This is a genomic window from Microcystis sp. BLCC-F210 (assembly GCF_042134685.1).
In the GTDB taxonomy this organism is placed as follows: Bacteria; Cyanobacteriota; Cyanobacteriia; order Cyanobacteriales; family Microcystaceae; genus Microcystis; species Microcystis aeruginosa_D.
Genome location: NZ_CP169647.1, coordinates 3,489,984 through 3,514,721 on the forward strand (window position 1 = coordinate 3,489,984; position 24,738 = coordinate 3,514,721).

26 protein-coding genes are annotated in these 24,738 nt (G+C 42.9%); 16 read left to right on the forward strand and 10 right to left on the reverse strand.

The window, feature by feature from the left end; genetic code table 11:
- Window positions 1-96: 96 nt before the first annotated feature.
- Entirely contained in the window at window positions 97-1,113 is a 1,017-nt protein-coding gene (hpnH, locus tag ACE3JL_RS16785; RefSeq protein ID WP_002791540.1) for an adenosyl-hopene transferase HpnH, read from the forward strand.
- 248 nt (window positions 1,114-1,361) lie between these two features.
- Here hpnH and ACE3JL_RS16790 read toward each other — a convergent pair whose 3' ends face one another.
- Entirely contained in the window at window positions 1,362-2,735 is a 1,374-nt protein-coding gene (locus tag ACE3JL_RS16790; protein ID WP_271988503.1) for a DICT sensory domain-containing protein, read from the reverse strand.
- A gap of 163 nt (window positions 2,736-2,898) precedes the next feature.
- Here ACE3JL_RS16790 and ACE3JL_RS16795 point away from each other — a divergent pair, with 163 nt between their 5' ends.
- From ACE3JL_RS16795 to ACE3JL_RS16805, 3 genes are all read left to right on the forward strand, one after another.
- Entirely contained in the window at window positions 2,899-3,381 is a 483-nt protein-coding gene (locus ACE3JL_RS16795; protein WP_271988504.1) for a hypothetical protein, read from the forward strand.
- Window positions 3,382-3,451: 70 nt separating this feature from the next.
- Window positions 3,452-4,141, forward strand: a complete 690-nt coding sequence (nblR, locus tag ACE3JL_RS16800) for a response regulator transcription factor NblR (RefSeq protein WP_271988505.1) — start codon at window positions 3,452-3,454, stop codon at window positions 4,139-4,141.
- Window positions 4,142-4,157: 16 nt separating this feature from the next.
- Window positions 4,158-4,310: a hypothetical protein gene (locus ACE3JL_RS16805; RefSeq protein WP_271988506.1), complete on the forward strand. Its 153-nt coding sequence runs from the start codon at window positions 4,158-4,160 to the stop codon at window positions 4,308-4,310.
- A 42-nt stretch (window positions 4,311-4,352) separates the two neighbouring features.
- Here ACE3JL_RS16805 and ACE3JL_RS16810 read toward each other — a convergent pair whose 3' ends face one another.
- Complete coding sequence (locus tag ACE3JL_RS16810) at window positions 4,353-5,150, reverse strand: glutathione S-transferase family protein (RefSeq protein ID WP_271988507.1); 798 nt, start codon at window positions 5,148-5,150, stop codon at window positions 4,353-4,355.
- A gap of 466 nt (window positions 5,151-5,616) precedes the next feature.
- Between ACE3JL_RS16810 and ACE3JL_RS16815 the strand changes: the two genes are divergently transcribed.
- From ACE3JL_RS16815 to ACE3JL_RS16825, 3 genes are read left to right on the forward strand one after another with little or no spacing between them, the layout of a single operon-like run.
- Window positions 5,617-6,825 (forward strand): hypothetical protein, encoded by a 1,209-nt coding sequence (locus ACE3JL_RS16815; RefSeq protein WP_375327965.1) that lies wholly within the window; start codon window positions 5,617-5,619, stop codon window positions 6,823-6,825.
- A 32-nt stretch (window positions 6,826-6,857) separates the two neighbouring features.
- Window positions 6,858-7,850, forward strand: coding sequence for a pentapeptide repeat-containing protein (locus tag ACE3JL_RS16820; RefSeq protein WP_271988509.1), 993 nt, complete (start codon window positions 6,858-6,860; stop codon window positions 7,848-7,850).
- 56 nt (window positions 7,851-7,906) lie between these two features.
- The gene (locus tag ACE3JL_RS16825; protein WP_271988510.1) at window positions 7,907-8,374 is read left to right on the forward strand and encodes a retroviral-like aspartic protease family protein; all 468 of its coding nucleotides are present in this window, start codon (window positions 7,907-7,909) and stop codon (window positions 8,372-8,374) included.
- Here the strand turns inward: ACE3JL_RS16825 and ACE3JL_RS16830 are convergent.
- Entirely contained in the window at window positions 8,369-10,030 is a 1,662-nt protein-coding gene (locus ACE3JL_RS16830; protein ID WP_375327966.1) for a M14 family metallopeptidase, read from the reverse strand. The two genes, ACE3JL_RS16825 and ACE3JL_RS16830, sit on opposite strands and share 6 nt — an antisense overlap.
- A 70-nt stretch (window positions 10,031-10,100) precedes the next feature.
- Here ACE3JL_RS16830 and ACE3JL_RS16835 point away from each other — a divergent pair, with 70 nt between their 5' ends.
- A complete protein-coding gene (locus ACE3JL_RS16835; protein ID WP_002733432.1) occupies window positions 10,101-10,313 on the forward strand; it encodes a hypothetical protein in 213 nt (70 codons plus the stop codon).
- Here ACE3JL_RS16835 and ACE3JL_RS16840 read toward each other — a convergent pair.
- Together ACE3JL_RS16840 and ACE3JL_RS16845 are read right to left on the reverse strand one after the other, a co-directional pair.
- Window positions 10,310-11,056 carry a circadian clock KaiB family protein gene (locus ACE3JL_RS16840; protein WP_271988512.1) on the reverse strand — a complete coding sequence of 249 codons (747 nt, stop codon included), beginning with the start codon at window positions 11,054-11,056 and terminating at the stop codon, window positions 10,310-10,312. The two genes, ACE3JL_RS16835 and ACE3JL_RS16840, sit on opposite strands and share 4 nt — an antisense overlap.
- Before the next feature lie 90 nt (window positions 11,057-11,146).
- A complete protein-coding gene (locus ACE3JL_RS16845) occupies window positions 11,147-12,466 on the reverse strand; it encodes a type IV pilus twitching motility protein PilT (protein ID WP_271988513.1) in 1,320 nt (439 codons plus the stop codon).
- A gap of 390 nt (window positions 12,467-12,856) precedes the next feature.
- Here ACE3JL_RS16845 and ACE3JL_RS16850 point away from each other — a divergent pair, with 390 nt between their 5' ends.
- Together ACE3JL_RS16850 and ACE3JL_RS16855 are read left to right on the forward strand one after the other, a co-directional pair.
- Window positions 12,857-13,621, forward strand: a complete 765-nt coding sequence (locus ACE3JL_RS16850) for a hypothetical protein (RefSeq protein WP_271992277.1) — start codon at window positions 12,857-12,859, stop codon at window positions 13,619-13,621.
- Window positions 13,618-14,028 carry a PIN domain-containing protein gene (locus tag ACE3JL_RS16855; protein WP_271992275.1) on the forward strand — a complete coding sequence of 137 codons (411 nt, stop codon included), beginning with the start codon at window positions 13,618-13,620 and terminating at the stop codon, window positions 14,026-14,028. The genes ACE3JL_RS16850 and ACE3JL_RS16855 overlap by 4 nt, the downstream gene beginning before the upstream one ends.
- On the opposite strand, the gene ACE3JL_RS16860 is transcribed toward ACE3JL_RS16855, so the two are convergent.
- Window positions 14,029-15,087: a TrkA family potassium uptake protein gene (locus tag ACE3JL_RS16860; protein ID WP_002733229.1), complete on the reverse strand. Its 1,059-nt coding sequence runs from the start codon at window positions 15,085-15,087 to the stop codon at window positions 14,029-14,031.
- A gap of 126 nt (window positions 15,088-15,213) precedes the next feature.
- On the opposite strand from ACE3JL_RS16860, the gene ACE3JL_RS16865 reads away from it, so the two are divergent.
- Window positions 15,214-16,497: an aspartate aminotransferase family protein gene (locus tag ACE3JL_RS16865; protein ID WP_271992273.1), complete on the forward strand. Its 1,284-nt coding sequence runs from the start codon at window positions 15,214-15,216 to the stop codon at window positions 16,495-16,497.
- Window positions 16,498-16,834: 337 nt separating this feature from the next.
- On the forward strand, window positions 16,835-16,999 hold the full coding sequence (locus ACE3JL_RS16870) for a hypothetical protein (RefSeq protein WP_271992272.1): 165 nt from the start codon (window positions 16,835-16,837) through the stop codon (window positions 16,997-16,999).
- Window positions 17,000-17,180: 181 nt separating this feature from the next.
- Here the strand turns inward: ACE3JL_RS16870 and ACE3JL_RS16875 are convergent, their stop codons facing one another.
- Window positions 17,181-17,576, reverse strand: coding sequence for a hypothetical protein (locus ACE3JL_RS16875; protein ID WP_271992270.1), 396 nt, complete (start codon window positions 17,574-17,576; stop codon window positions 17,181-17,183).
- Between the two features lie 282 nt (window positions 17,577-17,858).
- Window positions 17,859-18,173 (reverse strand): hypothetical protein, encoded by a 315-nt coding sequence (locus tag ACE3JL_RS16880; protein ID WP_150977952.1) that lies wholly within the window; start codon window positions 18,171-18,173, stop codon window positions 17,859-17,861.
- Window positions 18,174-18,653: 480 nt separating this feature from the next.
- Between ACE3JL_RS16880 and ACE3JL_RS16885 the strand changes: the two genes are divergently transcribed.
- From ACE3JL_RS16885 to ACE3JL_RS16900, 4 genes are all read left to right on the forward strand, one after another.
- Window positions 18,654-19,610 (forward strand): IS110 family transposase, encoded by a 957-nt coding sequence (locus ACE3JL_RS16885; protein WP_375327967.1) that lies wholly within the window; start codon window positions 18,654-18,656, stop codon window positions 19,608-19,610.
- 346 nt (window positions 19,611-19,956) lie between these two features.
- Window positions 19,957-20,460, forward strand: coding sequence for a hypothetical protein (locus ACE3JL_RS16890; protein ID WP_375327968.1), 504 nt, complete (start codon window positions 19,957-19,959; stop codon window positions 20,458-20,460).
- A 249-nt stretch (window positions 20,461-20,709) separates the two neighbouring features.
- Window positions 20,710-21,924, forward strand: a complete 1,215-nt coding sequence (locus ACE3JL_RS16895) for a hypothetical protein (protein WP_375327969.1) — start codon at window positions 20,710-20,712, stop codon at window positions 21,922-21,924.
- A gap of 49 nt (window positions 21,925-21,973) precedes the next feature.
- A complete protein-coding gene (locus ACE3JL_RS16900) occupies window positions 21,974-22,564 on the forward strand; it encodes a hypothetical protein (RefSeq protein ID WP_375327970.1) in 591 nt (196 codons plus the stop codon).
- Between the two features lie 21 nt (window positions 22,565-22,585).
- Here the strand turns inward: ACE3JL_RS16900 and ACE3JL_RS16905 are convergent, their stop codons facing one another.
- Window positions 22,586-23,791 carry a tetratricopeptide repeat-containing serine protease family protein gene (locus ACE3JL_RS16905; protein WP_271989969.1) on the reverse strand — a complete coding sequence of 402 codons (1,206 nt, stop codon included), beginning with the start codon at window positions 23,789-23,791 and terminating at the stop codon, window positions 22,586-22,588.
- 28 nt (window positions 23,792-23,819) lie between these two features.
- Window positions 23,820-24,725 (reverse strand): serine protease, encoded by a 906-nt coding sequence (locus ACE3JL_RS16910; RefSeq protein ID WP_375327971.1) that lies wholly within the window; start codon window positions 24,723-24,725, stop codon window positions 23,820-23,822.
- Between the last annotated feature and the right edge of the window lie 13 nt (window positions 24,726-24,738).

Here is a 24,738-nt window from a genome sequence, read left to right on the forward strand (position 1 = left end):
CCTCAGCTTTTATTTATTTTGCCATTTTCTAGGCCCCTATGCCCTGATGCCCTGCTAACAGTCTATAATGACTTAAAATCCTATTGGTGTGAGCAAATGGCTGTCCAACTACAACAAGCTTTAGTGGTTGCTTCCTATATCTTGAAACAGCGTCTAGCAGGAAAAAAGCGTTTTCCCTTAGTTTTAATGCTAGAACCCCTATTTCGCTGTAATTTAGCCTGTACTGGCTGCGGGAAGATTCAACATCCCCCGGAAATCCTCCGCAATCATCTTACCCCAGCAGAATGTTTCGCAGCGGTGGAAGAATGCGGGGTTCCCGTGGTTTCCATCCCCGGGGGTGAGCCGCTTTTACATCCACAAATCGATGAAATTGTCAAGGGTTTAGTGGACAGAAAAAAATTCGTCTATCTCTGTACCAATGCCCTGTTATTGGAAAAAAGCCTAGATAAATTTACTCCTTCCCCCTATCTTACCTTTAGTGTCCATCTGGATGGTCTCAAAGAACATCACGATCGCTGTGTGGATCGAGAGGGAGTATTCGATAAGGCAGTAAAAGGGATTAAAGCGGCGAAAGCGAGAGGTTTTCGGGTTACTACTAATACCACGGTTTTTGAAGGCACAGATCCGCGAGAAATGCAGGAATTTTTCGATTTTCTCGCTACTTTGGGTATCGATGGCATGATGATTTCCCCCGGCTACAGTTATGAGTGGGCCCCGGATCAAGATAGTTTCTTGAAACGGGAGCAAACCAGAGCTTTATTCCGAGAAATTCTCTCACCCTGGAAATCAGGTCAGAAAAAGTGGAATTTTAACCATAATCCTCTCTTTCTCGATTTTCTCATCGGTGAACAGGACTATGAATGCACTCCCTGGGGTAGTCCTAGCTATAGTCTTTTAGGATGGCAAAAACCCTGTTATCTGCTCAACGAAGGTCATTACAAAAGCTTTCGGGAACTTTTAGAAGAAACCAATTGGGACAACTACGGTCGGGCCAGTGGCAATCCTCAATGTGCCGATTGTATGGTACATTGCGGCTATGAACCGACCGCGGCCATGGCAGCTTTTAAACCGGCTAATATGGGACGTGCGATGCAGAGTTTAATCGGAGTCTAATCTAGGGTCTGCTGAATAAATCTAAAAACCTTGTTGGATAGGAATTTTAGACTTTTTTCCCATCAAAAAGTGCCAGACATTGGGGGGATCGGGGGGGAAAATTTAGGCTCTTTTTCCCTGAAAATTAGGTAATTGACCCCCTGAAAATGGGTAAAACCCTACACCCGTTCGGCTGAGCTCACGGCCGAAGCCCACACCCCACACCCCACACCCTACCCCCAGGAAAAACTTTTTCAGCAGACCCTAATCTAAACTGATTCTAACCAGACGGCGGGGATTTGACTAGGGCGATCGGGTAATTGCATCCATCCCATTTCGCACAGACGAATTACCGAACTTAATTTTTCTACCAAAGCGGGATCAAAACGAATCCCGCTATAATTTTGACAACGCTCTAGGGACTCTCCTAAATCTAGAGCTAGTCGATCGCCTCGCGGTTGAGTTAATTCCTGAAAATAGGCTGATAATCCCAAAATTCTCGACTCTAGGCTGATTTCTTCCCCTTTTAGGCCGTTGGGAACGCCGCTACCATCCCAGTATTCAAACTCATGGTAAATAATCTGTTGAATTGGAGCTAATTCGGGCATAGTAGCGAGTAATTGTGCGCCTAACACCGATCTATCCCGCCAAAATAATGCATTTGCTCCCTCTAACTGACTGGCACGCTGTCTAAAAACTTCGATCGGAGCCTCCGCTAGACCAATGCGGTATAATAAACCTGCTAATCGTAAGCGTCGTAATCTCAGGGTGGGTAAATCGAGCAATTGTCCCAACATTTCCGCTAAAGCAGCCACCTGTAGGGAAGCAAGGGGATTATCAATATCTCTTTCATCGACTTTTTGAGCCATTCTTAGAAAAGCTTGCAGTTTATTAGCGGCTAAATTTTTATTTAAACGGGATGCTTGTCCTTCTAAGTCGCTTAATTCTCGCGTTTGTCTGCTGACGGTGACTAACTGCTGTTGACTGGTTTGCAGATAGGTGACAATGCGAGAGACTACTCCTGTTAAATCCGTGGGAATGGGATTAATATTTTGACTAATTTCTTGCTGTTGTCTGCTTAAATCGGCCGCTAGACTGGGATTATAGGGATGCAGACGCTCAATTAAGATCCTAGCGGCTTTTTCAACTAAATTGCGATCGAATGTCCATAAACCGTAGAATTTTCGCTCCGTGTCTATTTGGGGTTGACTATCGGACCGGTATTCTTCGGGGGATAACTCATGACAGAGTACCATGGAGGCGTAATCGGGGGAAAGAATGATTAAATTCCACTCATTAACCAAACTATCGCTATTATCTAAGTTTACTAGGGAAACATTCTCTAAACTGCCAGTTTTATGCTCAGAAAAACCACTATCGGCCACAGCAGCGATCGCAATATGACGAGAAGAGCGAGCAATATCTAAATAGCGTTCTGCTTCCTGTAAATACCATTTTCCCTGTTGAAAAGTGACTAAGACCAGTGGTTTATTTGTACTGTCTGGGCTGCTAGTTTGCAAGATATGATCTTCAAGAGCATGACAGAGAGCCACCAGGGTATTCTTAAAATAGACCCCGTAACTGCTGGGTAATCGTCCCGATGAAGCTCTTTTTAACTGTTGTAAGCTGGATTCTACGGTCATAGGTGGCAAGATTAGGGGAATTATGAATTATGAATTATGAATTATGAAGTGGGGAGCAGGGGAGCAGGGAGAAAAAACTGATGACTGATGACTGCTAACTGATAACTGATAAGTGATAAGTGATAAGTGATAACTGACTCCTCATTGCTTTTTAATTAATTTTATGACCTTAGTGATTTGTACGGGTTTTCATGATTCTAGATTGACGGAGGATTTTTTAGGACATCTGGGGAGCAAATCGGTCAAATTAAGTCCCTATATTATTATTTCTCCTTTTTCTTGCTTAAATGAAGCTTTTTCACCGGGAGAAGACCTAACCTTAATTGGGTTTAGTGCGGGGGTGATAACTGCGATCGCTTTAGCCTATTATTGGCAAGCTCAAGGGGTGAAAATTCGAGCTTTAATCGCTCTGGACGGGTGGGGAGTGCCATTAATGGCTAATTTTCCCATTTATCGCCTTAGTCACGATTATTTTACCCATTGGAGTTCCTGTTTATTGGGTAGTGGTGGAGAAAATTTTTATGCAGATCCCCCTGTAGATCATCTTAGCCTCTGGTCGTCCCCCGATCGAGTGACCGGTTGGTCTGTCAATGGTAATTTTGTCCAACGCACCACAGCGTTAACTTTTTTATCTAAAATCTGTTAGGCAAGAATCAATTAATTACAATTAGCTAGTCGCCTCCCTATCTTTCCTATTTCTTTACCGCTGCCGACTCATGAGTACATCAGTTCAGAATTCTTCAATCCTCTTGGTGGGAATTGAGGAGAATATCGCTAAACTAGCTACTGCGGACTTGAAAGAAGCAGGTTATCGTCCTCTAATTGTGCCTAGCATTGATAGCGCTCTCCCAGAAGTGAAAAGTTGGCAGCCAGCGATGATTATACTCGATCGCCTCCTCGCAGGGGAGGCCGGTGTAAAGTTTTGTCGTCGTTTACGTTCTCAGGGAAGTCGTGTTTATATTATTTTATTAGTATCTCAAGAAACTCTGGAAGAACGTCTCGCCTGTTTGGAAGCGGGAGCCGACGATTATTTTCTCAAACCCTATAATTCACAATCTTTCCTCAAATTAATCCGTTTTTACCTGCAACCTCTGGAAACTATCCCCGAACAACTGTGCTTCGGTGACTTAGTATTGGATTTAGCCACTCGTCGTCTCTCCTATAAAAACAAAAATATTGAGTTGACGATGAAGGAATTTGAACTGCTGCGCTACCTGATGATTCACCCGAAAGAAGTATTATCAAGGGATCAAATTCTCGAAAATGTCTGGGGAGATGAATTTCAAGGAGAATCAAATGTTATTGAGGTATATGTTCGCTATTTACGCCTGAAAATGGAAGCTGGTGGTCAAAAACGCCTTATTCATACCGTGCGCGGTGTCGGCTACGTTTTACGGGAATCTTAACAGTAATCAGTGATCAGTGATCAGTCATCAAAATTCAGGAGTCGGTCATCAGGAGATTATTTTATTTATTCTCCCCAATTCCCCAATTCCCCAATTCCCTAATTCCCCAATTCCCCAATTCCCTAATTCCCTAATTCCCCACTCCCTAATTCATATCACTGATTACTGATTACTGATCACTGAAAAGCCCCACCACCCTAGTCAAGCGCTGCTATTCGATCTGGATGGAGTTGGGGGAATCGATGGGAGGGGTGGAATTACCCGGGGTAATAGTTTGACGGTATTGACTATAAAGACGATCACGCCAAGCAAAAAAGCCCTCGTAGGCGCTATTATCGGCTAACCCTGGAATCCCCTTGCCTTGCAATTCCTTGGGTAAGTTGAGATAGGAACCTTGGGGAAACTGAAGCAGGACACTTAATCCCGCCACGGCTAAATCGGCTAAAGTGGGCTGATCCCCGACTAAATAGGGACGATTGGCTAAAATGAGGTTCAAAGCTTCTAAATCCTGTTGTAGCCCTTTTTTGGCGGTATTGATAGCATCTTTTCCCAGACCTACACCTGTCCCTAAAATATCAATTAATTCCCCCGGCAAGGAACCCAGCAACAAGCGCATAAAACCGGGGGTTTCCTGAGGTAAAAAAGCGGTACGAAAGTTTTGATTTTGGGCAAAAGCGCCGAGAAAAGCGGTTCTTCCTTTTAATCCGAGGGATTCATCGGCCCATTCTTCGATTAATAAACATTGGCCCCGTTCTAGGGGATCTGTGGGGATAATTGGTTTTTCAGGATACTTGCGATCGAGATAAAAAGCAATCTCCGTCGAGTCAGCGATATAAGTATCACCATCCTTGAGAACGGGAACCTGTCGCTGTCCAGAAAGACGGAATAATTCTAATTGTCCCACTCCCGGCACCACGTCCCTTTTTTTATAGGCAAGTCCTTTATAGTCAAGGATGAGACGAACTTTCTCGCAATAGGCAGATAATTCAAATTGGTAGAGTTCTAGCATGGGATGATATGGCCTCTCGATAAATCAGTTTCTCCCTGATTACTCTAACCCTATCGGGCATCGATCGCCTAAACTTAAAGACTTTACTCCGATTTTACTCGTACTTTTGTACTAAAAACGAGTAAGGGGGAAAAATAATTTTTTGCTAATTTTAGGAATTAGGCGGGGTACTCTTGAGGAAGATAGACCAGATGCAGCAACCCCAACTCAATAGCACCCCGCTTTTAGGTTAGGATATTTTCAAGCACTAAAAGCGAGGAATAAGTTATATATTCTAGCAAGCTGACTTGCTAGGGACTAATAGCATAAGTACCTAAGCAAAATTAATTACACATATCTAACCCCCTCTTGCCTTTTGCCTCTTGCCTTTTGCCTAATCTTTACTAGGAAATTAATTTTGCACGACTACTTACCGCTATAGTAGGGGAGTGCGAGGACTGGCTCCTTTCTCGGATCAGAGGTTAATATGCAATTATCCATCGACGTTTTTAATAACGTAGTTCGCTATCTCGACGGACATGAAGAAAAATTACGGATCAAAAAATTAATCTTTTGTATCTGTAGAAAATATTGGGAAAATGATCCTAATATTTTAAACCCTGTAACTATGGAAGACTTGATGAAGGAGTTGCTGCAAATTAGAACCAGTCAAGAACAATTAACTTTTTCTGTTTATCAATTAGTTAAAAGCCTCAATCGGCCTGAAATTTATACGGAAGTAGCCACGGTTATTATCGAGCAAACAAGTAAATTATATAGTAATATTGCTGATGCCTACAACAATCAATTATTAACAGTAGAACCAAAAGTTAACCCTAGCTTTGACACAGTTAATAATGATGTCAACAACGAGGAAGATCATTTATTAAGACAGGTAGTTAGTAGCTTAGAAAATCATCAAGAGACGGCGAGAATTAAAAAGTTAATGTTTGCCGCTTCTAAAAATCGCTGGGAAAACGATCAAGCTTTGATCAATAATCATGGCTTAACAAATATTATTTTAGAACTTCGGCGAAATAATCCTAATTTTTTAAGCTTGCGACAAACTCTCAGCCAAGTTGCCGAAAATATTAATAAAAAAGCTCTCTATCTAACTCTAGCTGATATTATTCTTACTCAGCTAGAGCCTCTCTACGATAATGATAACAATTACGAAGAAGAGGATAATAATTCAAAAATTCAAATCTTGAACAATCAAATAGTTGATCTAAATAATAATTGTGATTATGCATCTAAAACTGCATCTTTCTCCCCCTCTAGAAGTGAACCTGTAAATTCTGCCTCTTCAGGCATCGATTTAAATGAACCGCAATTAGTTATGGAATTGCAATTTGCCGAGCCAGATTCCTTAAATAACAATACCAGTAATTTCTCACAAATTCCTGCCTACGATCCTTTTGAAATTCGTTTAGAAATTTTCCAGTATGCTAATCCTTTACGAGCTAAAATATTGATTTTTTCGCTCCTATTTTATCCTTGGGAGCGGAGCGGTCAAGATTGGTCAACTCTGCGAAGTTATACCCTAGAAGATTTACTACAACAACTCATCGAAAGTGGGAAATCTCTCAAGGATATCGAAATTCAACTATACAATATTGCTCAAACCCAAATGGATACGGATGCTAACGTTCAAACTGCGGGTATTCTGGTGCAAGCTTTACAAAAAATTCTTTAATTTTTTAGCCAAATTCTCTGGATATTATACCTATGAAACCCAACGAATTAATTGCTCGTTATGCCGCAGGAGAAACTAAATTTAGTGGCTTAAAGTTACCAGGAGTTAATTTAGTTGGTGCTGACTTAATTGGCATTATTTTAAATGAAGCAGATCTACATGGAGCTAATCTTATCTTTACCTATCTTAACCGGGCTAATCTCGCTCAAGCTAATCTCGTGGCGGCTAATTTAAGCGGTGCTAGTCTCAACCAAGCTGACTTAAATGGGTCAGATTTACGTAGTGCCAATTTACACGGAGCGCTGCTACAAGGGGCTAATCTTTGTAATACTGATATAACCCTAGCTATTCTACTGGATGCTAACTTAATCGGGGCGGATTTACGGGGGGCTAATTTAAGTGGTGCTAACCTCACGGGTGCTTGTTTGCGAGGAACAAATATGCGTCAGGAGAAGAAAAATAATAATACCAATTTACAAGGTGCTAATCTCTATCGTACCGACCTACAAGGGGCTAATATGAAAGGGGTTGATCTGGTGCGAGCTAATTTAGTAGGAGCTAATTTAAAGGAAGCTAATTTGTGCAATGTTGACCTTAGAAAAGCGGATTTAACTAATGCTAATCTCCAAAACACTTTACTTACTGATGCTAATTTGACCGGGGCGCATTTAATGGGAGCAAATCTAGCGGGAGCCAATTTAGTGCGGTCAAAAATGAGCGATACGGAGGCAATGGGGGCTAATTTCCATAGTGCAATTATGACTCAAATAAAATTCGATCGAGCTAATCTTAGTCAAGCTAATTTTCAAGCGGCAAGAATGAACTATGCTGACTTAAGAAGGGCTAATCTTTCGGGAGTTAATTTTAGCGAAGCTGATTTAGTCGATGCTTTCTTTGCTAGAGCAAATCTCACTGGTGCTGATTTAAGTAATGCTAATCTAACTCGTGCCGAGTTGATGAGTGCTAATCTGATGGGAGTTAACCTCCGTGGTGCAATTATGCCCGATGGCCGGATTAATAATTAAAATTGTTGTTAGCAGTTATTCTGGTATAATTTAGGGGTACAATTGAGGGTAATATGATGGTTAATCCAGCAATTATTGCAGAAGATATGGGCAAAATCTACACCAGCATTACAGTTATCAATCGAGCGGATCAAATTCTAGCAGCGGCGGCTGTAATTTCTCCCGATCAAATTCGTTCTCTTACCCTAGAAAATGTCTTGATTGATACGGGAGCAACTACTGTTTGTCTGGTGTCAGAAGTAATCTCCCGCTTGGGTTTACAGCTTTTAAAAGAAGTAGATGTTGCTACAGCTAAAGGCATAGGAAAGGCGAGAATTTTTCGTGATGCCACCTTGATTATTGCGGGACGAGAAGGGACTTTTGAATGTTTAGAATTACCCGGAGGTCAAAACAACTTATTAGGAGTAATTCCTTTAGAAGCTTTGGGATTAGAACCAGATCTTCGCAGCCAAAAACTACGAGTTTTACCCACGGAATCCAACGAGACTTATTTAACAATTTTATCGAACGAAATAGCTCTATAAAATTACTTTTTGTCTAACTGTTCCTGCTCTTTCTGCTATAGCAATAACCTCGATTTCTTGACCAGAAACTCCCTTAATTACCCATTCCACCGTACAGCGATAATCTAAACCGTGAGCGAGACTACTATATACTTTGTTTGATCGCCCTTCTAAGTGACCCATTTCCTGCTCTAATTTTCCCACTATTAAACTCACCTCATCGGCTAAATTTAACTTGACTTGAATGGGACGAACTATCTTTCTTTCCAGTGCTTTTTTACTGGTATAAGTGGGCAAGAATCCCTGATTCTCTAACTGTAAAACTAGATGATAAATGCCATTTCCCTCCGACTTAAGATCAAGACGACAGATAGCTAAAAGAGGTGACATTAAAGCATGGGCAATAGTAAACTGACATTGTTTCTCACATAAATCTGGTAAATACTTTTCTGTGGCATTTTGCCAGACATTTTTAAAGTCCCAACCGCCAATTTCCACCTCTCCCAATTGGGGATGATCAAAACTTTGCCAATTAATAAAACCCTTTCCCGCTAAATTCTCATCATTCCAACGCTGTAACTTCAATTCATCTTCCAAAGGATGCCAGCGAAACCATTGAATATAATCATCTTTTTTTACTCCTGCTTGGGTGGGTGCATCCCATAACTCCACCGTAAAACCATACCAACCAAAATGATCGTAACCGTAATCATCCATGGCACCGTTAGTCACTTCTTTGGGATGATAACGAAAATCGTGATAGACAGAAACGCATTCATAACCAGTCATTGCTTTTCCCTTATCAGCAATATATTTATACATTTCTAAGTCTTCCACGGGGAAATATTCATCGGGATGGGTGCTATAGGGACGCAACATTACTGCCGAATAGGTATGATAGGTAACGAAGCCATTAATATTGGTGTTATTTGCCCAAAATTCGGCTTCTGCACGGGTTTCTGGCTCGGAAAAAGGAAAATCTCCGGCCCCTTGTTGTTCCCCTTCGGGAACCCAATAAACGGGATAATTGCGGTTAAAATCTAAACCTTCTAGGGTGGGGGCAGTGGTAAAATTATAGCCATCGTAATCGCGGATTAAACCTTCGGTGAGCAAAGTATAAAAAGTTCCTTCAAATTCCTCTGGTTCGCGACGCACCATAATGCGAGGATCTTGGTCAGAAATTTTCCAAGCTCCACAGGTATCTTTTTGGCGCATTTGTAGGATTAAACCATCGCCGTTAATATCTTCAGGATATAGCCCCGGTTTCTCATCTGTGTGGGGATAGGGGCGAATACTCGATCGTAACAGATAGGGAGTGGTGAGATATTTTTCCGCTCCATCCACGGCTAATCGCGGCAAAATATAGACAGTGTAATGGTCAAGAAGTCTGGTAATTTGGGAATTATGACCGTATTGGTGCAAAAGATGGGAGATAGTGTAGAGAGCGACAGCAGAGCCTGTTACTTCCCCCGCATGGGTGTTAGCATCGATCCAATAGGCAGGTTTTTCTAAATAGGAGCCTGTGGCCTGATTTGTTAGGGTAGTTAACCATATATCTCGATTTTCGTAGCTTTTACCGATCGAGGTGAGGCTAATTAAATTAGGATAGGATGAAGCTAGGTTTTTCAGGAAAGAAACTAATTCGGTGTAGGGGTAATAGTGGCTAAAATCAAACATAATCTTCTGCAAGTAAAAAAAGGAGTCTCGGCTTAATTTGACAAAATATAGGACAATAACAGTAAAAACTATGGATAGTCAGGATATTGCTCGCTATATTGAAGAAACTAACGGTATTTCTAAGCCTTGGCTGTTGGTGCAATTACGTCTTAAAAAACTGCAAGAACGTCGCGCCAGTCTTTCCCAACAGGAATATATCCAAGAATTGGGTGATATTCAGCAAGACTTAATGAAATTGGGTGAATGGTGGCGGGGGATTGAGTCAGAAGTCTTTAAACCCTAAGCAGTGGCGATAATCTGTAATACTCGCGGTAAATCCTCAAATTCGCCGATGATGCGTTTCACTGGTTGCGGCCAAACCCGGACTAAAGTGGGAATGGCAGAGACATGATTAGATTCCGCTTGTTCTGGATGCTTAGAGATATCGATCACTTTTAGAGTATAGGGATGGTGTAATTCTCGCTCTAGAAGCTGATGGATCGATTCTAGGGTGTGTTTAGTATTGGCATTATTACCGGAGACAAATAACCGCAAAACATAACCCTTGGGACTAGGGTTAGTGTAGTCAGAGTCAGCAGTAATCCCTGAAGTGGTTGGCGGGCGCTCCTGATAACGGAGAATCAGATCGTGGGATTGCCAAAGTTGGGGAAACTGCTGACGATAGGTTTCTAAGATAGTGGGATTAGAGGATTGTTCCTGCCAAGGTACAGTAAACCAATCTCGATCGTCCGTGGCGAAAATAGCATTTAATAAAGGCTGATAGCGACGGACAAGGGGATAGACTTCGGCTCTAGTATGAATACGGTGACTATAGGGATCTCGCCAGCGATCGATGGTAGCGGTAAAACTAGGAACTAGAAAATGGGGGGGTTCTGGCAACCCTAAAGCAGACTGGAGAGCAGTGCAGAGATTCAGATGCCAATGAGTTTGTTTATCAGGATCTATACAGTAAATCAGGTCGCCCCCGGGGGTAAACAGGGCGATGCCTTTAAAAATATCGGGCAACACAATCGCGGAAGTGGTCACTTGAGGGGTTCCCCTAGAGAACAAATAGGAGCTTCTATTTTTTTAGACTACTAAACTCTTGACCCCTCAAGGATTTCCTTCAGGGTTTTTCTAGATTCTACCCCGCAACATCATCGCTATTTCATTGGGAACTGGGGACATTTCTAGGGCCACCTCCTCAGTAATCCGTCCCTCTTGATAGAGGTTAAACAGAGATTGATTACTGGTAATCATGCCATCATATTCGCCCTCTTTCATTAGTTCAATAATTTCGTCATTTTTGCCGCTGCGAATGTAATCTTTGACGGTTTCTGTGTTGACGAGAATATCGTGAAAAGCAGCCCGTTTACCGTCGGTGGTACGACATAAACCCTGGGAAATAATACAAACCAAGGATTCTGCGATCGCAACCCGCATCGATTCCCGTTCCTCGGCGGTATAAAGAGTTAAAATCCGCTCCAGAGTTTTAACGGCGCTGTTGGTGTGCAGGGTTCCCATGACTAAGTGACCGGTTTGGGCAGCTTTCAGGGCAGTATTAACGGTGGATTTGTCCCGCATCTCCCCCACCAGAATAATATCTGGGTCTTCCCGCAAAGAGGCTTTTAGGGCATTATCGAACTCATGGGTGTGCATTCCCACTTCCCTTTGTTTGATCAAACTGCGACGACTTTGATGGACAAATTCGATCGGATCTTCGATGGTGATAATATGTTTGGCTTTTTCTTTATTGATGTAATCGATCATGGCTGCGAGGGTGGTGGATTTCCCTGAACCCGTCGGACCAGTGATTAAAATCAATCCCTTATGCACATCGCACACATCCCGGAACACCGCTGGTAAGCGCAATTGTTCCATAGTGAGGATTTTCATGGGAATTAGACGCAAAACCATCCCCGGACCGCGCAGACTTTCAAAGATATTAATCCGCACTCTAGCAAATTCGTACTGAGTCGCACCGTCAAATTCCAGATCTTTTTTAAAGCGAAGGATTTCTTCTTCCCCTAAAATTTCCCGTAACCAACTATAAAAAGTGTTGATGTCAACTTCGGGATAGTCGAGAATAATCATTTCACCACGATCCCGCATCCGGGGTTTTTCTCCAACTCCCAGGTGAACGTCCGAATAACCTCGATCAAAGGCCATTCGGATTAAATGTTCTAGGGTGGGTTGATTGGGAGCGCGACCGGGCCGGGGTGGGTTTTGGGAAGAAGCAGCCTGACCAGGACCGCGATTCTGGAGGGAACTTGGGGCAGAAATTTGACCATTTTGCAGCATATCTGGCATATTTTGGGTTTTAATCGCCACCTTTTGGTTTATTTCTTGAGTAATCTCTGTGCTGCTTCCCGTGATTAACTCTGAGGGAGGCATCGGCATGGAGGGAACTGGCAGCGGTTGCAGCGGTCGTGAGGAAGAATTGGGATTTTGACTCATGGTAAATAGGGGTTTTTCCTTTACTATTCCCCGATTGTACTAACATCTCATCCCCAATTTCTCAATTCCTCACAGATGTTAGATTGAGGAGTAAGAAGTTAGTAGTCTTCGAGTCAGGAGACTCCGAGACAGGAGATTATTTTTATTTATTCTTCCCACTTCCCCACTTCCCCACTTCCCCACTTCCCCACTTCCCCACTTCCCCACTTCCCCACTTCCCCACTTCCCCACTTCCCCACTTCCCCACTTCCCCACTTCATAATTTATAATTCCCCCTCTCCTATACCTTTTAAACAGGATTTAGACCCCAAAATCGTTACAATGTAGGTTTAGGGCTGATTATTTTGGCTACTCATTTCTGTTTGATCGTCAGTCTTAGGAGAGGTAAATATGATGAATAGTCTGCAAACTTCAGTCGAACGGGAAAATTTAGGACAATTTTTGTTAGAAAATCTGCAAGATATTACAGATAAACTCAATCAGATTGTCACCGATTCTGATCGAATCATACTGGATAATGTACTACAAGAAACTCAAATTTTATTTGAGCAGGTTAAGGATAACTCTAAAACTTATCAAGCAAGAGCCGATATATTTGGGCTAATTAATCAACTATGGTTTCAGGTATGGAAACACTATAAGAATGAGGGTTCGGCAATAAATTTGATTAAGATTATCAATGAATTTACCGATAGAGTAATTGCCTATAATCAATTATTTATCGGCCTTGCTCAGATCAATGAGGGAAAAACGGGTAAAGAAAAAGACGATTTAATCAGAGTGGTGGAAGGTTTACACCTTCTCTCGGAAACCATAGATGTGTTTATTGATATGTTTGCCGATTCAGAACTAGAGCAAATTTACCAGGGAGCTAAAAATGCTCTATCGGTTTCTAATCGTACTATAACCGAATATTTCCAAGATACTGACAAATCTTTAGTCACCCAATTGAGAGCTTATAGTAGTTTAATAATTTTAAGAATTGAAGAGCGATTTAATCCTAGGAATGTATCCTCAGAAACTACTTCTCATTCCCTAACAGATGATTTAAGCGATCTTGATCCTTGGACAAGAGACTTAGTGGGGGTTGTCGATTTAGGACCAGAAGACCCAAAAGAATCGTATATTGATTATTTAGTGGAGAAGTATCGGTGAAACGAGTCCTATTCGACAGTGATGTATTGCTAGATGTTTTGGGTAAGCGTGAACCACATTTTCAAGCATCTGTACAAGCATTAAATACAGTTAAGACAGGTAAAACTCAAGCATATATTTCTGGCCATGCCGTCACTAATATTTATTATATTTTGTCTAAACAAAACGGAAGGGAAAGCTCAAGAAAATTGGTGATAAGTCTTCTAGAGAATTTGCAAGTTGCTAGGGTGACAGATGCAATAATTAGGCAAGCATTGGCAAGTCAGATGAAAGATTTTGAAGATGCCGTTACCAGTGCCGTTGCTGAATCAGAAAAGCTAGAAATAATCATAACGCGAAACCTAAGAGATTTTGCTGTTTCCCCTGTTCCCGCAATGCTACCAGTAGATTTTTTATCGATTCTTTAACTAATGCTTCGGTAAACGTAAACCATCCGATCGCATAGGGATTAAAATCTGAGTTAAACTGCGTAATTGTTCGGCCGTTCCCATACAAATTAACAGATCTCCAGCCATTAATTCCGTATCGCCAGTCGGTCCCCCGATTAGCGTACCATCAGCACGACGTATAGCCAAAACTAACGCCCCCGATCGAGATCTTAAATGTGCTTGACTAAGACTTAAACCGACACAGGGACAAGTCCTCGGATCGATTAAAAATTCCTCCATATAAAACGATCGATCGGTTCCAGTTAAAATCCCATCCACAAAATCCATCACCTGGGGTCGTAAGGCCGCAGCCGCTAATCTTCTCCCACCGGTAATATAGGGAGATACCACCGCATCGGCCCCGGCCCGTTGTAATTTTTGTACTGCTTCCTCGGTACTGGCCCTAGCAATGGCGCGAATTTTCGGATTAAGAGTTTTAGCAGACAAAACTGTATATAAATTCTCCGCATCGGAAGTTAAAGCAGCCACAATACAAATAGCGCGTTCAATTCCTGCCATTTGTAAAGATTTATCTAAGGTAGCATCTCCTTGAACAACAATATAATTTAATTCTTTGGCCCGATTTACCTGTAGGGGGTCTGTATCAATAACTACAAAAGGAATATTTTCCGCGTAGAATTCGATCGCTACCTGTCTGCCTGTGCGACCCAAACCACAGATAATATAGTGTTCCGATAGTCGATCGATCAAACGTTTCTCCTGTCTCTGTTTGAGTCCCTCTTGAAAATAGCCTTGAATTAAAGCTTCGGTCAAGCGATTAACAATATAACCGATGCTGACTACTCCCATGATAATCAAAACCATCGTGAATAGTCGTCCCCGTTCACCTAGGGGATTAATTTCGCCAAAACCGACGGTAGCGAGGGTACTAATCGTCATATAGGCCGAATCTAGCAAACTCCAACCCTCGATCAGATGATACCAAAGCGTACCGAGCAAAAACACCACGATCAGGGCAAAAATTCCCCCGATTAATTCCTGACGCAGACGACGATATTTATCTTCACTGATGGACAAGCAAAATTCACCCCTAAGACTGTCTAGTAAATTACAATAAAATCAGTTTTTAATCTAAATAACCCGTCCTTCTCAGACGGATTTGATTATAATTCCCCCTATGTCTAATCGCGCAGGAGTTCCCCAGTGAGTCCAGAAACCCTTTTAGAACCAACCCTAGTTGATCCCACTCCCAATTTAAACCCGAATCAACCCTTTGATCGAGATAGTTTTAACAGCTATGTGATGAATACTTATGGTCGTTTTCCCATTGCGATCGCCAAGGGAGCGGGGTGTCTTCTCTGGGATACTTCCGATAAACAATACCTTGATTTTGTCGCAGGAATTGCCACTTGTACCCTCGGTCACGCACACCCTGCTTTAATTGAAGTGGTTAGTCAGCAAATCCAAAAACTCCATCATGTCTCGAATTTATACTATATTCCCGAACAAGGAGAACTAGCTAAATGGATTGTCGATCATTCCTGCGCTGATAAAGTCTTTTTCTGTAATTCTGGTGCGGAAGCGAACGAAGCAGCAATTAAATTAGTACGAAAATATGCCCATACGGTGCTAGATTTCCTCGAACAGCCAGTTATTTTAACCGCTCACGCTAGTTTTCACGGTCGCACTTTAGCTACCATCACCGCAACCGGTCAACCGAAGTACCAAAAAGACTTTGAACCCCTGATGCCGGGGTTTGCCTATATTCCCTATAATAATATCGAAGCGGTGGAAAATGCGATCGCTGATATCGATGAGGGTAATCGTCGGGTGGCTGCAATTATGTTGGAACCCTTGCAGGGTGAAGGGGGAGTTCGTCCGGGGGATATCGAATATTTCCAACGTTTACGGCAAATTTGCGACGAAAATAACATTCTACTTGTCTTTGATGAAGTACAGGTGGGGGTCGGAAGAACTGGTAAACTCTGGGGTTATGAGAATTTAGGAGTGGAACCGGATATTTTCACATCTGCTAAGGGTTTAGCGGGTGGTATTCCCATCGGTGCAATGATGTGCAGAAAATTCTGTGATGTGTTTGAACCGGGTAGTCATGCGAGTACCTTTGGAGGTAATCCGTTCGCTTGTGCCTCAGCTTTAACAGTATTACAAACCATTGAACGGGATCACATTCTGCAAAATGTTCAGCAGCGAGGGGAACAATTACGCACCCGTTTAAAAGTGATTGCTTCTCAGTATCCCCATCTATTTGTGGATGTGCGCGGTTGGGGTTTAATTAACGGTCTGGAAATTAATTCAGAAAGTGAGTTGGTTTCATCTACTATTGTTAACGCAGCCTTGACACAGGGTTTATTAATTGCCCCCGCCGGTCCGAAAGTTCTCCGTTTTGTGCCTCCTTTAATTGTCTCGGAAACAGAAGTAGATGAGGCCATGGATAAGCTGGAAGTTGCTATCGCTAAAGTGGTTTAATTTCAGTTATCAATTATCAGTTATCATTTATCAGTTATTAGTTATCAGATTCAAGTTTTAAATGGCACTGAAACCCCCAGCAAAAGAAGTTACTTGGTTAGGTTAGGATGCTTCTGGATTAGCAACTATTGATGACTATATCGCCGATCCCTACGTTTTACCCCAGCAAGCGGAGGAATATTATCGAGAAAAAATCTATCGTTTACTAGAGATATATTTAGGGTTTGCTGAAAAAGTTTTTCCTAGGGACAGGGTGTGAAGATAGAGGGTTTATAGCGGTTCTCTCGTCTGTGTGGTACAGTTAAACCTTTGCTCATTAAGCTTTTCAACATCGATAATGTACCTCTTTCAAATAGACTACACTATAAACAATCGAGTTAAAGTTATAGAAAAGGCAGCGGGAAAAACCAACGACCTCGCCGAAAAAGTCGGAGAATTGAAAAACCAGAAACAGAGCCGAGTAGTGGTGATCACCGCTTGGCTCAGTTCGATCTATCCCTAGGTGTTAAAAATTGCCCAGGAAGACAGGTGATAATTATCCCCAAAATACTCTAGGGAGTAACCTAAATAACCAACCTAAAAAAAACTCTCTGCTAAACTTGAGTCAGTAGATGCACCCTGATGAAAAAGGAGAGTCAAAGAAAGCTCTCCTTTTTTTTTGTTGAGAAAGCAATCCGGGGGATTTAGCGGCGGTTAGCAGGTAGTTTCGCTTTGCGCGCCATGTCTTTGAAATCATTCAAGCTCGGACCGGGGCGACGGCGAGACATAGTGGGAGTAATCAAGTATTTTGTCGCAAATTCCACTTCTTGCGGCTCCACTTTGCCGTTAGTAACGGCTAAGGGGGCTGGTGCGCTCACAGGAGCGGCGGGAGTTTCTTTTACTTGTTTTTCTTTCTTGATAGAAGTTTTTTGGGCTTTTTTCTCGGCTACAGGGGCGGCAGCAGACTCCCCAGCAGGAGCGGGCGCTTCCACAACCGGTGCGGCTGCTGCCGTGGTTGCTGTTGCTTTTTGTTCACCATCGGTTTCTTTTAGTTCTAGGTAAAAGTCAGATTTTTTGCCACCAAAGAGATTTTTTAACATCGGGGATCACTCCGAGAGTTGGGAAAATGTAAAAGACTAGGTATTTAAAAATTTATCATTGACCGGGATCAGGCAGCAAACAAGATTATTCTCTTGACGATTTCCCTCTTTCATCTATTTTTCTTTGGATAATCCCTACCAGAAAAAGTGTTTTAAAACAAGTTAAATTTATAATAATTTACAAAAATCAAGAACGAGAAACCCCGACGCAAACAAGGGCAAAAACTGCTAGAGACGTTGCTGACAACGTCTCTAGATTATTTATTGGGGATTTGGTCGGATTTAGCCAGCTGCGGGTACACGACTGCTGCTAACTCCGGGTACAGGACCACGACGAATGTTGGTTTCCGCTTCGATGGGAACGAATTCAATATGATTGAGGAGGGTAGTAACGAAAGCAAAGAGTAAAAAAGGCAAAGAGAGGACGACGACTAACCCCACGGTAGCGAGGGCGAAAATTTGTCTAGTGCTACTCCAAAGAGCTAGAGTGGAAGCCAGAGTAAGAAAAATAACGATTAACCAGACGATTATTTGTCCGTAAATATCTCCGAAGGTGAGGGTGCAAACCATGCGATAGTTACGAAAATCCTTATCCATAACAGTAAACCCGTAGATAGTCAGTTATTGTTTTAGGGTAAGTCTAGAATCGTCGGCTTGGTCAATATTTAAAGGTTTTTATAAACACTTGTTGATAAATCTTTACAATTCCGTCCCAAGCCGGTAGCCAAATCTAGAGATAAGTAGGGAGGCACAATTATTTGTAGGATGGGTTAGCGGTAGCGTAACCCATCGGGGCGTTGGGTTTCATGCTTCAACCGTTCGGCAAAAGCTCACGGCCGAAGCCCAACCTTGTATATTGAGAGAGGTGGTAGACCGTCCCAACCTTGGTCGGAAAAGACCGCTTCGTAGCAAGGGTCACCACCATAATGTCCCTGACAAAACTCGAACAGTCGCCGGGGTCGTGGCGAAAACAATCAATTGTTAAGCTAAGAGACCGTATCGGGCAAGGATGAGTAAAATCAAGGGGATGCTCTCCAAAATAACCATCAATTCTGCTTGCTTTAGTTAGGTTCAATCATGGAAAATATCTCTCAATGGGTAGGCATTGACATTAGTAAAGCGACCCTAGATGTTTACCTCCGTCCCCTCGGTAAAGCGATGAAAGTTGCTAACACAAAGGAGGACATATCTAAACTGGTCGAGACCCTAAAATCTTACACTGTCAACCTCATCGTTCTGGAAGCGACAGGAGGTTTAGAAACTGAACTGGTGATTCAATTACAAGAAGCGGATTTACCTGTAGTCTTAATCAATCCCCGTCAAGGAAGAGACTTTGCTAAAGCCACTGGTAAATTAGCCAAAACCGATGCCATTGACGCTCAAATTTTAGCTCATTTTGGCGAGGCAATGCAACCGCAAATATTAGCGGTTGAGTCGGAAGAATCTCGTCAATTGGGCGACTTAATTAGTCGTCGCCGGCAACTTGTCGAGATGCGGACTGCCGAAAAAAACCGACGGGAACGCGCTCGCGGTAAAGCTTTGGCCGATATCGAAGCCCATTTAGAGTATCTCGATAACTGCCTTGAAAAACTCAATCAAGAAATTGAGGAATTGACCCAAGCTAACCAACAATGGCTCGAGAAAGTTAATTTACTCAAAACCGTGCCGGGGATTGGTCAAGTAATTTCTACTACTCTCGTCTCCGACTTACCAGAACTCGGTCAATTAACCGCCAAACAAATCTCTCGCTTAGTCGGTGTCGCACCGATTAATCATGATAGTGGTCAACATAAAGGTAAGCGAATGATTCAGGGAGGTCGCGCTCAGATTCGGGCGACTCTTTACATGGGAGCGGTGGTAGCTATGCGTCATAATCCGGTGATTAAAACCTTTTACGAACGCCTCGTCGGACGAGGTAAATCAAAAAAACTGGCTCTGACTGCTTGTGTGCGGAAAATCTTAGTTATTCTTAATGCAATGGTTCGCCAAAATCAGCCTTGGCAGCTGGCTGACAATTTACCACCTTGTTCCTAGAGATTGACACTTTTTGTTATCTCTGATCAAGGGTTGCGCTTGCTTTGGTTTAACCTGAGCGACTTAGTTTTTGCTGCGCTTTTTTCTGGCTTGAGATTTTAGGTTCGACAGCAACTCCTTGATTGTTTTTTGAGTTACCCCTTGACAATCAAGACAGTCGCTACGTTCATCTTATATTTAATTCCACCCACCTACTTAAGAGGGGTATTGCTTGGTTTCTCTTCTAGAAAACTAAGTTGATATTATAAGAATTGATAAGAATTGCTAAGAATTACCAAAAAACTGGCCAAAATATTGGCGAACGCTCTTTACAATTAAGTTAGAAAGGCAAGGAGGAGCAAGCCTAATGAAAACTTTTGTTGAGCGTTATTGGTCTTGGTTTAATTGGACAACCCTAGCCATGGTTGTTCTCGGTTTCTGGTTAAGTGCCAGTTTCGTCATCGATTTAATCATTCTCCCCAGCTTATCCGTAGCTGGCATGATGACACAAAATGGCTTTGCCAGCGCTGGTTACTTGCTATTTGGCATTTTTAACCATCTGGAATTAGTTTGTGCGGCGATTGTGCTGTGTAGCTTTGTTGTTTTCCACCGCTATCATACCTTAATCCATCTGCCCGAACATCGATCGCTCCTATTCGCCGGTGTTCTCTTAGTAATCACCCTAATTTACACCTATTTTCTCACTCCCAATCTGAGCGCTATGGGTTTACTAGTTCCCGTTACTGCGTCCGGAATGTCGGGGGAAATGATGTCCTTGCAGATTGGTTACTGGTTTCTAGAAGTGATTAAAGGTTTAATAGCTTTTACCCTGTTGCGCTGGTGTTGGCGAGATGCCTTTAAGTTAGCTTAGTTGTTGGTTACAAGCGGGGTTCAACCCGCTTTTTTTAATTTTAGCAATATAATCCACCCATTTGATTCGTCAACAAAGACCCACCACGACCAGCGAAGCCAAGAATAGAGATCGTAAACATTTTACACTTCATTTAGGCACACTAGGGGCTTCCATGATTGATCATCGACAACTTTCGATAACTTGCCATCTCAGAATAAATCAGTTACAATCTTTACAAATTAACTTCGTCTGTGAGGAGAGCTGGAAGTGTTTTTAAAAAAAGCCAAAAGAAACGGCCAGATAAGACACATATTTTCCGGAGGAATTTTCATTACCTCCTGTTTTGGGATAGCCATACTTTGCGATGGGGTAAAAGCAATTCCTTACCCCTTAGACATTGATGCTGCTTCTATTCGGGTATCCCAAGAAAAAATTACCATTAATTCCCCCGTGGAATTAGAGAGGACAGAAAGAGTTCTGACCACCAATTCCTTCTCGACAACAGAAGGATTAGCCGATAGTAATCTGCCCTCATCCTTAGAAAATAAACTGGGGAAATCTTCCCTTGATACTTTAGCAACAGAAAAGACCAGGACAATTTCAACCCTAGAAGAATGGAAGGGGAATCTAGGGACAACACAAGCAAGTCAGCTTTTACCGGCAGAGGATAATAACTCTCCAGAAGTCGGAAAATGGCAAGCGCAAGCATCTACCCCCGTTGATACCAATGTTTCCCCCGAATTGCAGCGTTTACGTCAAGAGTTTCTGATTGAAGAACCGCAAACCCTTTCTGCGAAACTGGCGGAATTTGTGGTTACTCCTAGTGGCAGTATCTCTACTCCCAGCGCTTTTGGAGCGACTTTTGGGCAGATTTTCGGTGGTTTCGGTTTCCAGTCGAGAACCCGTTTTACCAATCAAGCAGATGGTGGGTTTGCCCTAGGGGGCGGTTTGGGAGACCCCCAGAAAATTGTCGGTTTAGATGTAACTCTGGCGATTTTGAGCCTTTTTGGTGATAATGCCGGACGGGGCAGTTTTAGCTTTAAAATTCACCGTTCTCTGCCAGAAGGTTTTGCTGTAGCCCTAGGATTTGAAAACGCTATTAACTGGGGTGGGACAGATGGCAGTAGCAGTATCTACGGGGTGGTGAGTAAATTTTTTCAGTTAACAGAAACAACGAAAGAACCCTTTAGCCAATTGACGCTCTCCTTGGGTGTTGGTGGTGGTCGTTTTCGCTCGGAAGGAGCCATCGAAGATGGGGTAAATTCGCTCGGTGTTTTTGCTAGTGCGGGTTTACGAATTGTTGAACCAGTCTCGGCCATTGTCGAATGGTCGGGTCAAGATTTAAACGCGGGTATTTCCCTGATTCCTTTCCCGAAAGTCCCCTTGACGGTTAACCTTGCTGGTGCTGATTTAACAGGTAATGCTGGGGACGGCGCTCGCTTCGTCATGAGTATCGGCTACAATTACTTTTTCCCCCGTTAGTCGGTTTTTACATTGTCTAATTTAGTTTTTTTGAATGAGGATAAAGACCATGTTGATGAAACGGTTGACAAATTTTCAAGTTTCCCTAGTGGCGGCGGTTTTATTGACCAATTCCCTAGTCTCTCCCGTTATGGCACAAACCGGCAACCAATCCGATATCACCGGACCAATTCTTTCCACCAGTGATTTTGCCGGTCAAACTCTCCCCATCACCACCACCGTTACGGGATTGGGATTTCAGGGGGGAGAACCAGCTCAAATCTCTGTTAATCAGGAGGCTGCTTCTGTGAACACTCAGTTAGCTGATAATAATTTAACCTCCCCCACAGGTATCCCGATTCCCGCAGCCATTCAGGAATTGCTCCTGGGCATCTTAACAGGAGATGCACAGGTGGCTAATAATATCAATGCTCTCGCTGCCCCTTTTTCCGGCGCACCGCCAGATCTTATTCAAGACTTATTGAACCGCTTAGACGGATTAACTTTGGGTAATACGGTTAATCCAGTTAACTTGTTGGCGGCGGTGCAGGCCTATAATACGATGATTTTAGCTAGTAACGAAGCGTTTCTCGCAAATCCTCCGGCAGAACTACGGGCAATTCAAGCATTCTTAGCGGCATTGGTGGGCGCTACTCGCTAACCCGCATTTTCCTTGCTAACTTCACCATAGTCTTCTCGGATTAGAGGGCTGTGGTGAAGGCTCCACGGTGGGTACGGTGGTTGGCTGTGAGGGAGTTACAGGAGGGGCATTTCTTCCCTCTAAAGATTGTTGGAGATTGTCTCGCAGTTTTTTGGCAGTATTGGAGTTAGGGTTAATTTTGAGAGCTTGTTCGTAGGCAGCGAGTGCCTCTTGGGGGCGTTTCCAGTAGGTCAAGACCAGACCTTTACCGTACCAAGCTTGATAGAGTTGAGCATCGAGTTGCAAGGCTTTTTCGTAGGCGGCATAGGCGAGGGCTAATTGTCCTAACCGCCACATTTTATTACCTTGATTAAGCCAGTTTAGGGGATTAGTGTCGTTATTATTGGGAACTTCAAAAGCCTTGTACAATTGATCACCAATTTCTTGCAAAGATAAAGTATTGGGGAGCGAACTCTCGACATTTATCTGCCCTTGAATGCCAGACTGGGGTGCTAATTTCAAAAAAGTAGTGATGGGAATAGCGAGACTAAATCCAATTGGCACGGGAACCTTTTCGATTTTTTCGGCTTCATTTTGTCCGTGAACCGCGATGACTCGTCCATTGATATCCAACACTGGACCGCCACTCATGCCCCCATAGGTGACACTGGTATAAACTATCTCATACCCTAACTCTGGAGGAAATATTTTCAGCAAGGGTGTAATGTATTTGGGTAACACTTTCCCCACATTGAACAATCGTTTCCGCTTGCCGATAAATTTCGGATCCGGCCATCCAGAAGCAAAAATAAATTGTTCGTCAGCTACTTGATAGTTAGCCAAGGTCGCTAATTGATAATTTTGGTCGCTCTGAAACTGCACGAGGGCTAGATCTACTCCGGGTAATTTTTTGATGCTATTGTAATCGAGCGGATATTGCTTACCATCCCAGGTAACAATTTTAAGTTGATCGTAATAGAACTTGCAGGCATCTCTAGCATCTTTACAGATTACATGACTAGCAGTAAGAACAGTATAAATCCTTCCTTCTTTGGCAATAATTGATCCAGAGCCATTAGCAGTAATTTTCCCATTCGCCCCCTCTTCTTCTGAGGGGATTAAAACGGTAATCTTTTCAGCAATTTTTTCTATCTGCTCAGTTGTTAATGCCTTAGCAATCTGAGGAGAAACCACAAACACCGCTATACTAACTAGGGCGGCGGAAATTTTCAAGAAATTGTTGCTCATCTGGTTTAAAAATACAGTTGAGTGGAATTTACCAGAGTGGTGTGGGAGCGGGATTCTTTTCTCTTGGGGTTGACGAGGATGGAGAAGGAAAATCTTCCCAGAAAGTGGGTTCTCTATGGGTGGGAAGCGGTGGGGGTGACACTGCGGGCCGTTGCCGACTGGAAACAGATAGAGAAGATGACCCCGATTTTAAAAAAGTCCCGATAGGAATCGCCCAACTTAATCGACTCATTTGTTCCCACAGTGCCGGTGAAGTCACCGTTCCATCAGCAAAAACGTAGGATTTACCCCAGAGAGGATAAGCATGAATCCCGTTAATACCAATAACTTTACCTTGCCGATTCAGCAGCGGTCCGCCACTCATACCATTTTTAATCTTATTGGTGTAGCCGATTTGGTAGCCTCCCGAAAAGGATTTATCACTCAAAAGCGACACTTTACCAACGGTGAAGGTAAAATCAAAGGGATAGCCGGCGGCGAAAACTTCATCTCCGATAGTGAGATCATCGACATTAGCCAAATCAGCAATAGAATAAACTTGGCTACTGCGAAAAGAAACTAAGCCTAAATCATAATTATTCAAGCGAACTGTTCTGACCAACTCACCCCGATGTATCTTGCCGTCAGGGGTTTGTATTTGCCAAACCCGAGAGCGATACCGCCCTAAAACATGGTCATTCGTGAGGACTTTGTAGGAACCACCCTGCTTTTCAACTAAAATGCCCGAACCCCAGCCTTGCTCTGATAACACCTTAACAGTAATTGCTCTGGCTAACTGACGCAGCTGTTGTTCTGAAAGTTGTTGAGAGCTATAGGCATTGGCCCGGTTAGGTTCCAGAGCGGGAGCATAGCTTGGGACAGCAAGCAAAGGTGTGGACAGTCCCAATAATAAACTGCCCGCACCAGCCAAAATTCTTTTTATCGCCCGACTCACTTGATCACTATGC

Coding starts and splice junctions, on each gene's coding strand:
- hpnH (WP_002791540.1), top strand. CDS start 97: ATGGCTGTCCAACTACAACAAGCTTTAGTGGTTGCTTCCTATATCTTG.
- ACE3JL_RS16790 (WP_271988503.1), bottom strand. CDS start 2,735: ATGACCGTAGAATCCAGCTTACAACAGTTAAAAAGAGCTTCATCGGGA.
- ACE3JL_RS16795 (WP_271988504.1), top strand. CDS start 2,899: ATGACCTTAGTGATTTGTACGGGTTTTCATGATTCTAGATTGACGGAG.
- nblR (WP_271988505.1), top strand. CDS start 3,452: ATGAGTACATCAGTTCAGAATTCTTCAATCCTCTTGGTGGGAATTGAG.
- ACE3JL_RS16810 (WP_271988507.1), bottom strand. CDS start 5,150: ATGCTAGAACTCTACCAATTTGAATTATCTGCCTATTGCGAGAAAGTT.
- ACE3JL_RS16815 (WP_375327965.1), top strand. CDS start 5,617: ATGCAATTATCCATCGACGTTTTTAATAACGTAGTTCGCTATCTCGAC.
- ACE3JL_RS16820 (WP_271988509.1), top strand. CDS start 6,858: ATGAAACCCAACGAATTAATTGCTCGTTATGCCGCAGGAGAAACTAAA.
- ACE3JL_RS16825 (WP_271988510.1), top strand. CDS start 7,907: ATGGTTAATCCAGCAATTATTGCAGAAGATATGGGCAAAATCTACACC.
- ACE3JL_RS16830 (WP_375327966.1), bottom strand. CDS start 10,030: ATGTTTGATTTTAGCCACTATTACCCCTACACCGAATTAGTTTCTTTC.
- ACE3JL_RS16835 (WP_002733432.1), top strand. CDS start 10,101: ATGGATAGTCAGGATATTGCTCGCTATATTGAAGAAACTAACGGTATT.
- ACE3JL_RS16845 (WP_271988513.1), bottom strand. CDS start 12,466: ATGAGTCAAAATCCCAATTCTTCCTCACGACCGCTGCAACCGCTGCCA.
- ACE3JL_RS16850 (WP_271992277.1), top strand. CDS start 12,857: ATGATGAATAGTCTGCAAACTTCAGTCGAACGGGAAAATTTAGGACAA.
- ACE3JL_RS16870 (WP_271992272.1), top strand. CDS start 16,835: ATGTACCTCTTTCAAATAGACTACACTATAAACAATCGAGTTAAAGTT.
- ACE3JL_RS16875 (WP_271992270.1), bottom strand. CDS start 17,576: ATGTTAAAAAATCTCTTTGGTGGCAAAAAATCTGACTTTTACCTAGAA.
- ACE3JL_RS16880 (WP_150977952.1), bottom strand. CDS start 18,173: ATGGATAAGGATTTTCGTAACTATCGCATGGTTTGCACCCTCACCTTC.
- ACE3JL_RS16885 (WP_375327967.1), top strand. CDS start 18,654: ATGGAAAATATCTCTCAATGGGTAGGCATTGACATTAGTAAAGCGACC.
- ACE3JL_RS16890 (WP_375327968.1), top strand. CDS start 19,957: ATGAAAACTTTTGTTGAGCGTTATTGGTCTTGGTTTAATTGGACAACC.
- ACE3JL_RS16900 (WP_375327970.1), top strand. CDS start 21,974: ATGTTGATGAAACGGTTGACAAATTTTCAAGTTTCCCTAGTGGCGGCG.
- ACE3JL_RS16905 (WP_271989969.1), bottom strand. CDS start 23,791: ATGAGCAACAATTTCTTGAAAATTTCCGCCGCCCTAGTTAGTATAGCG.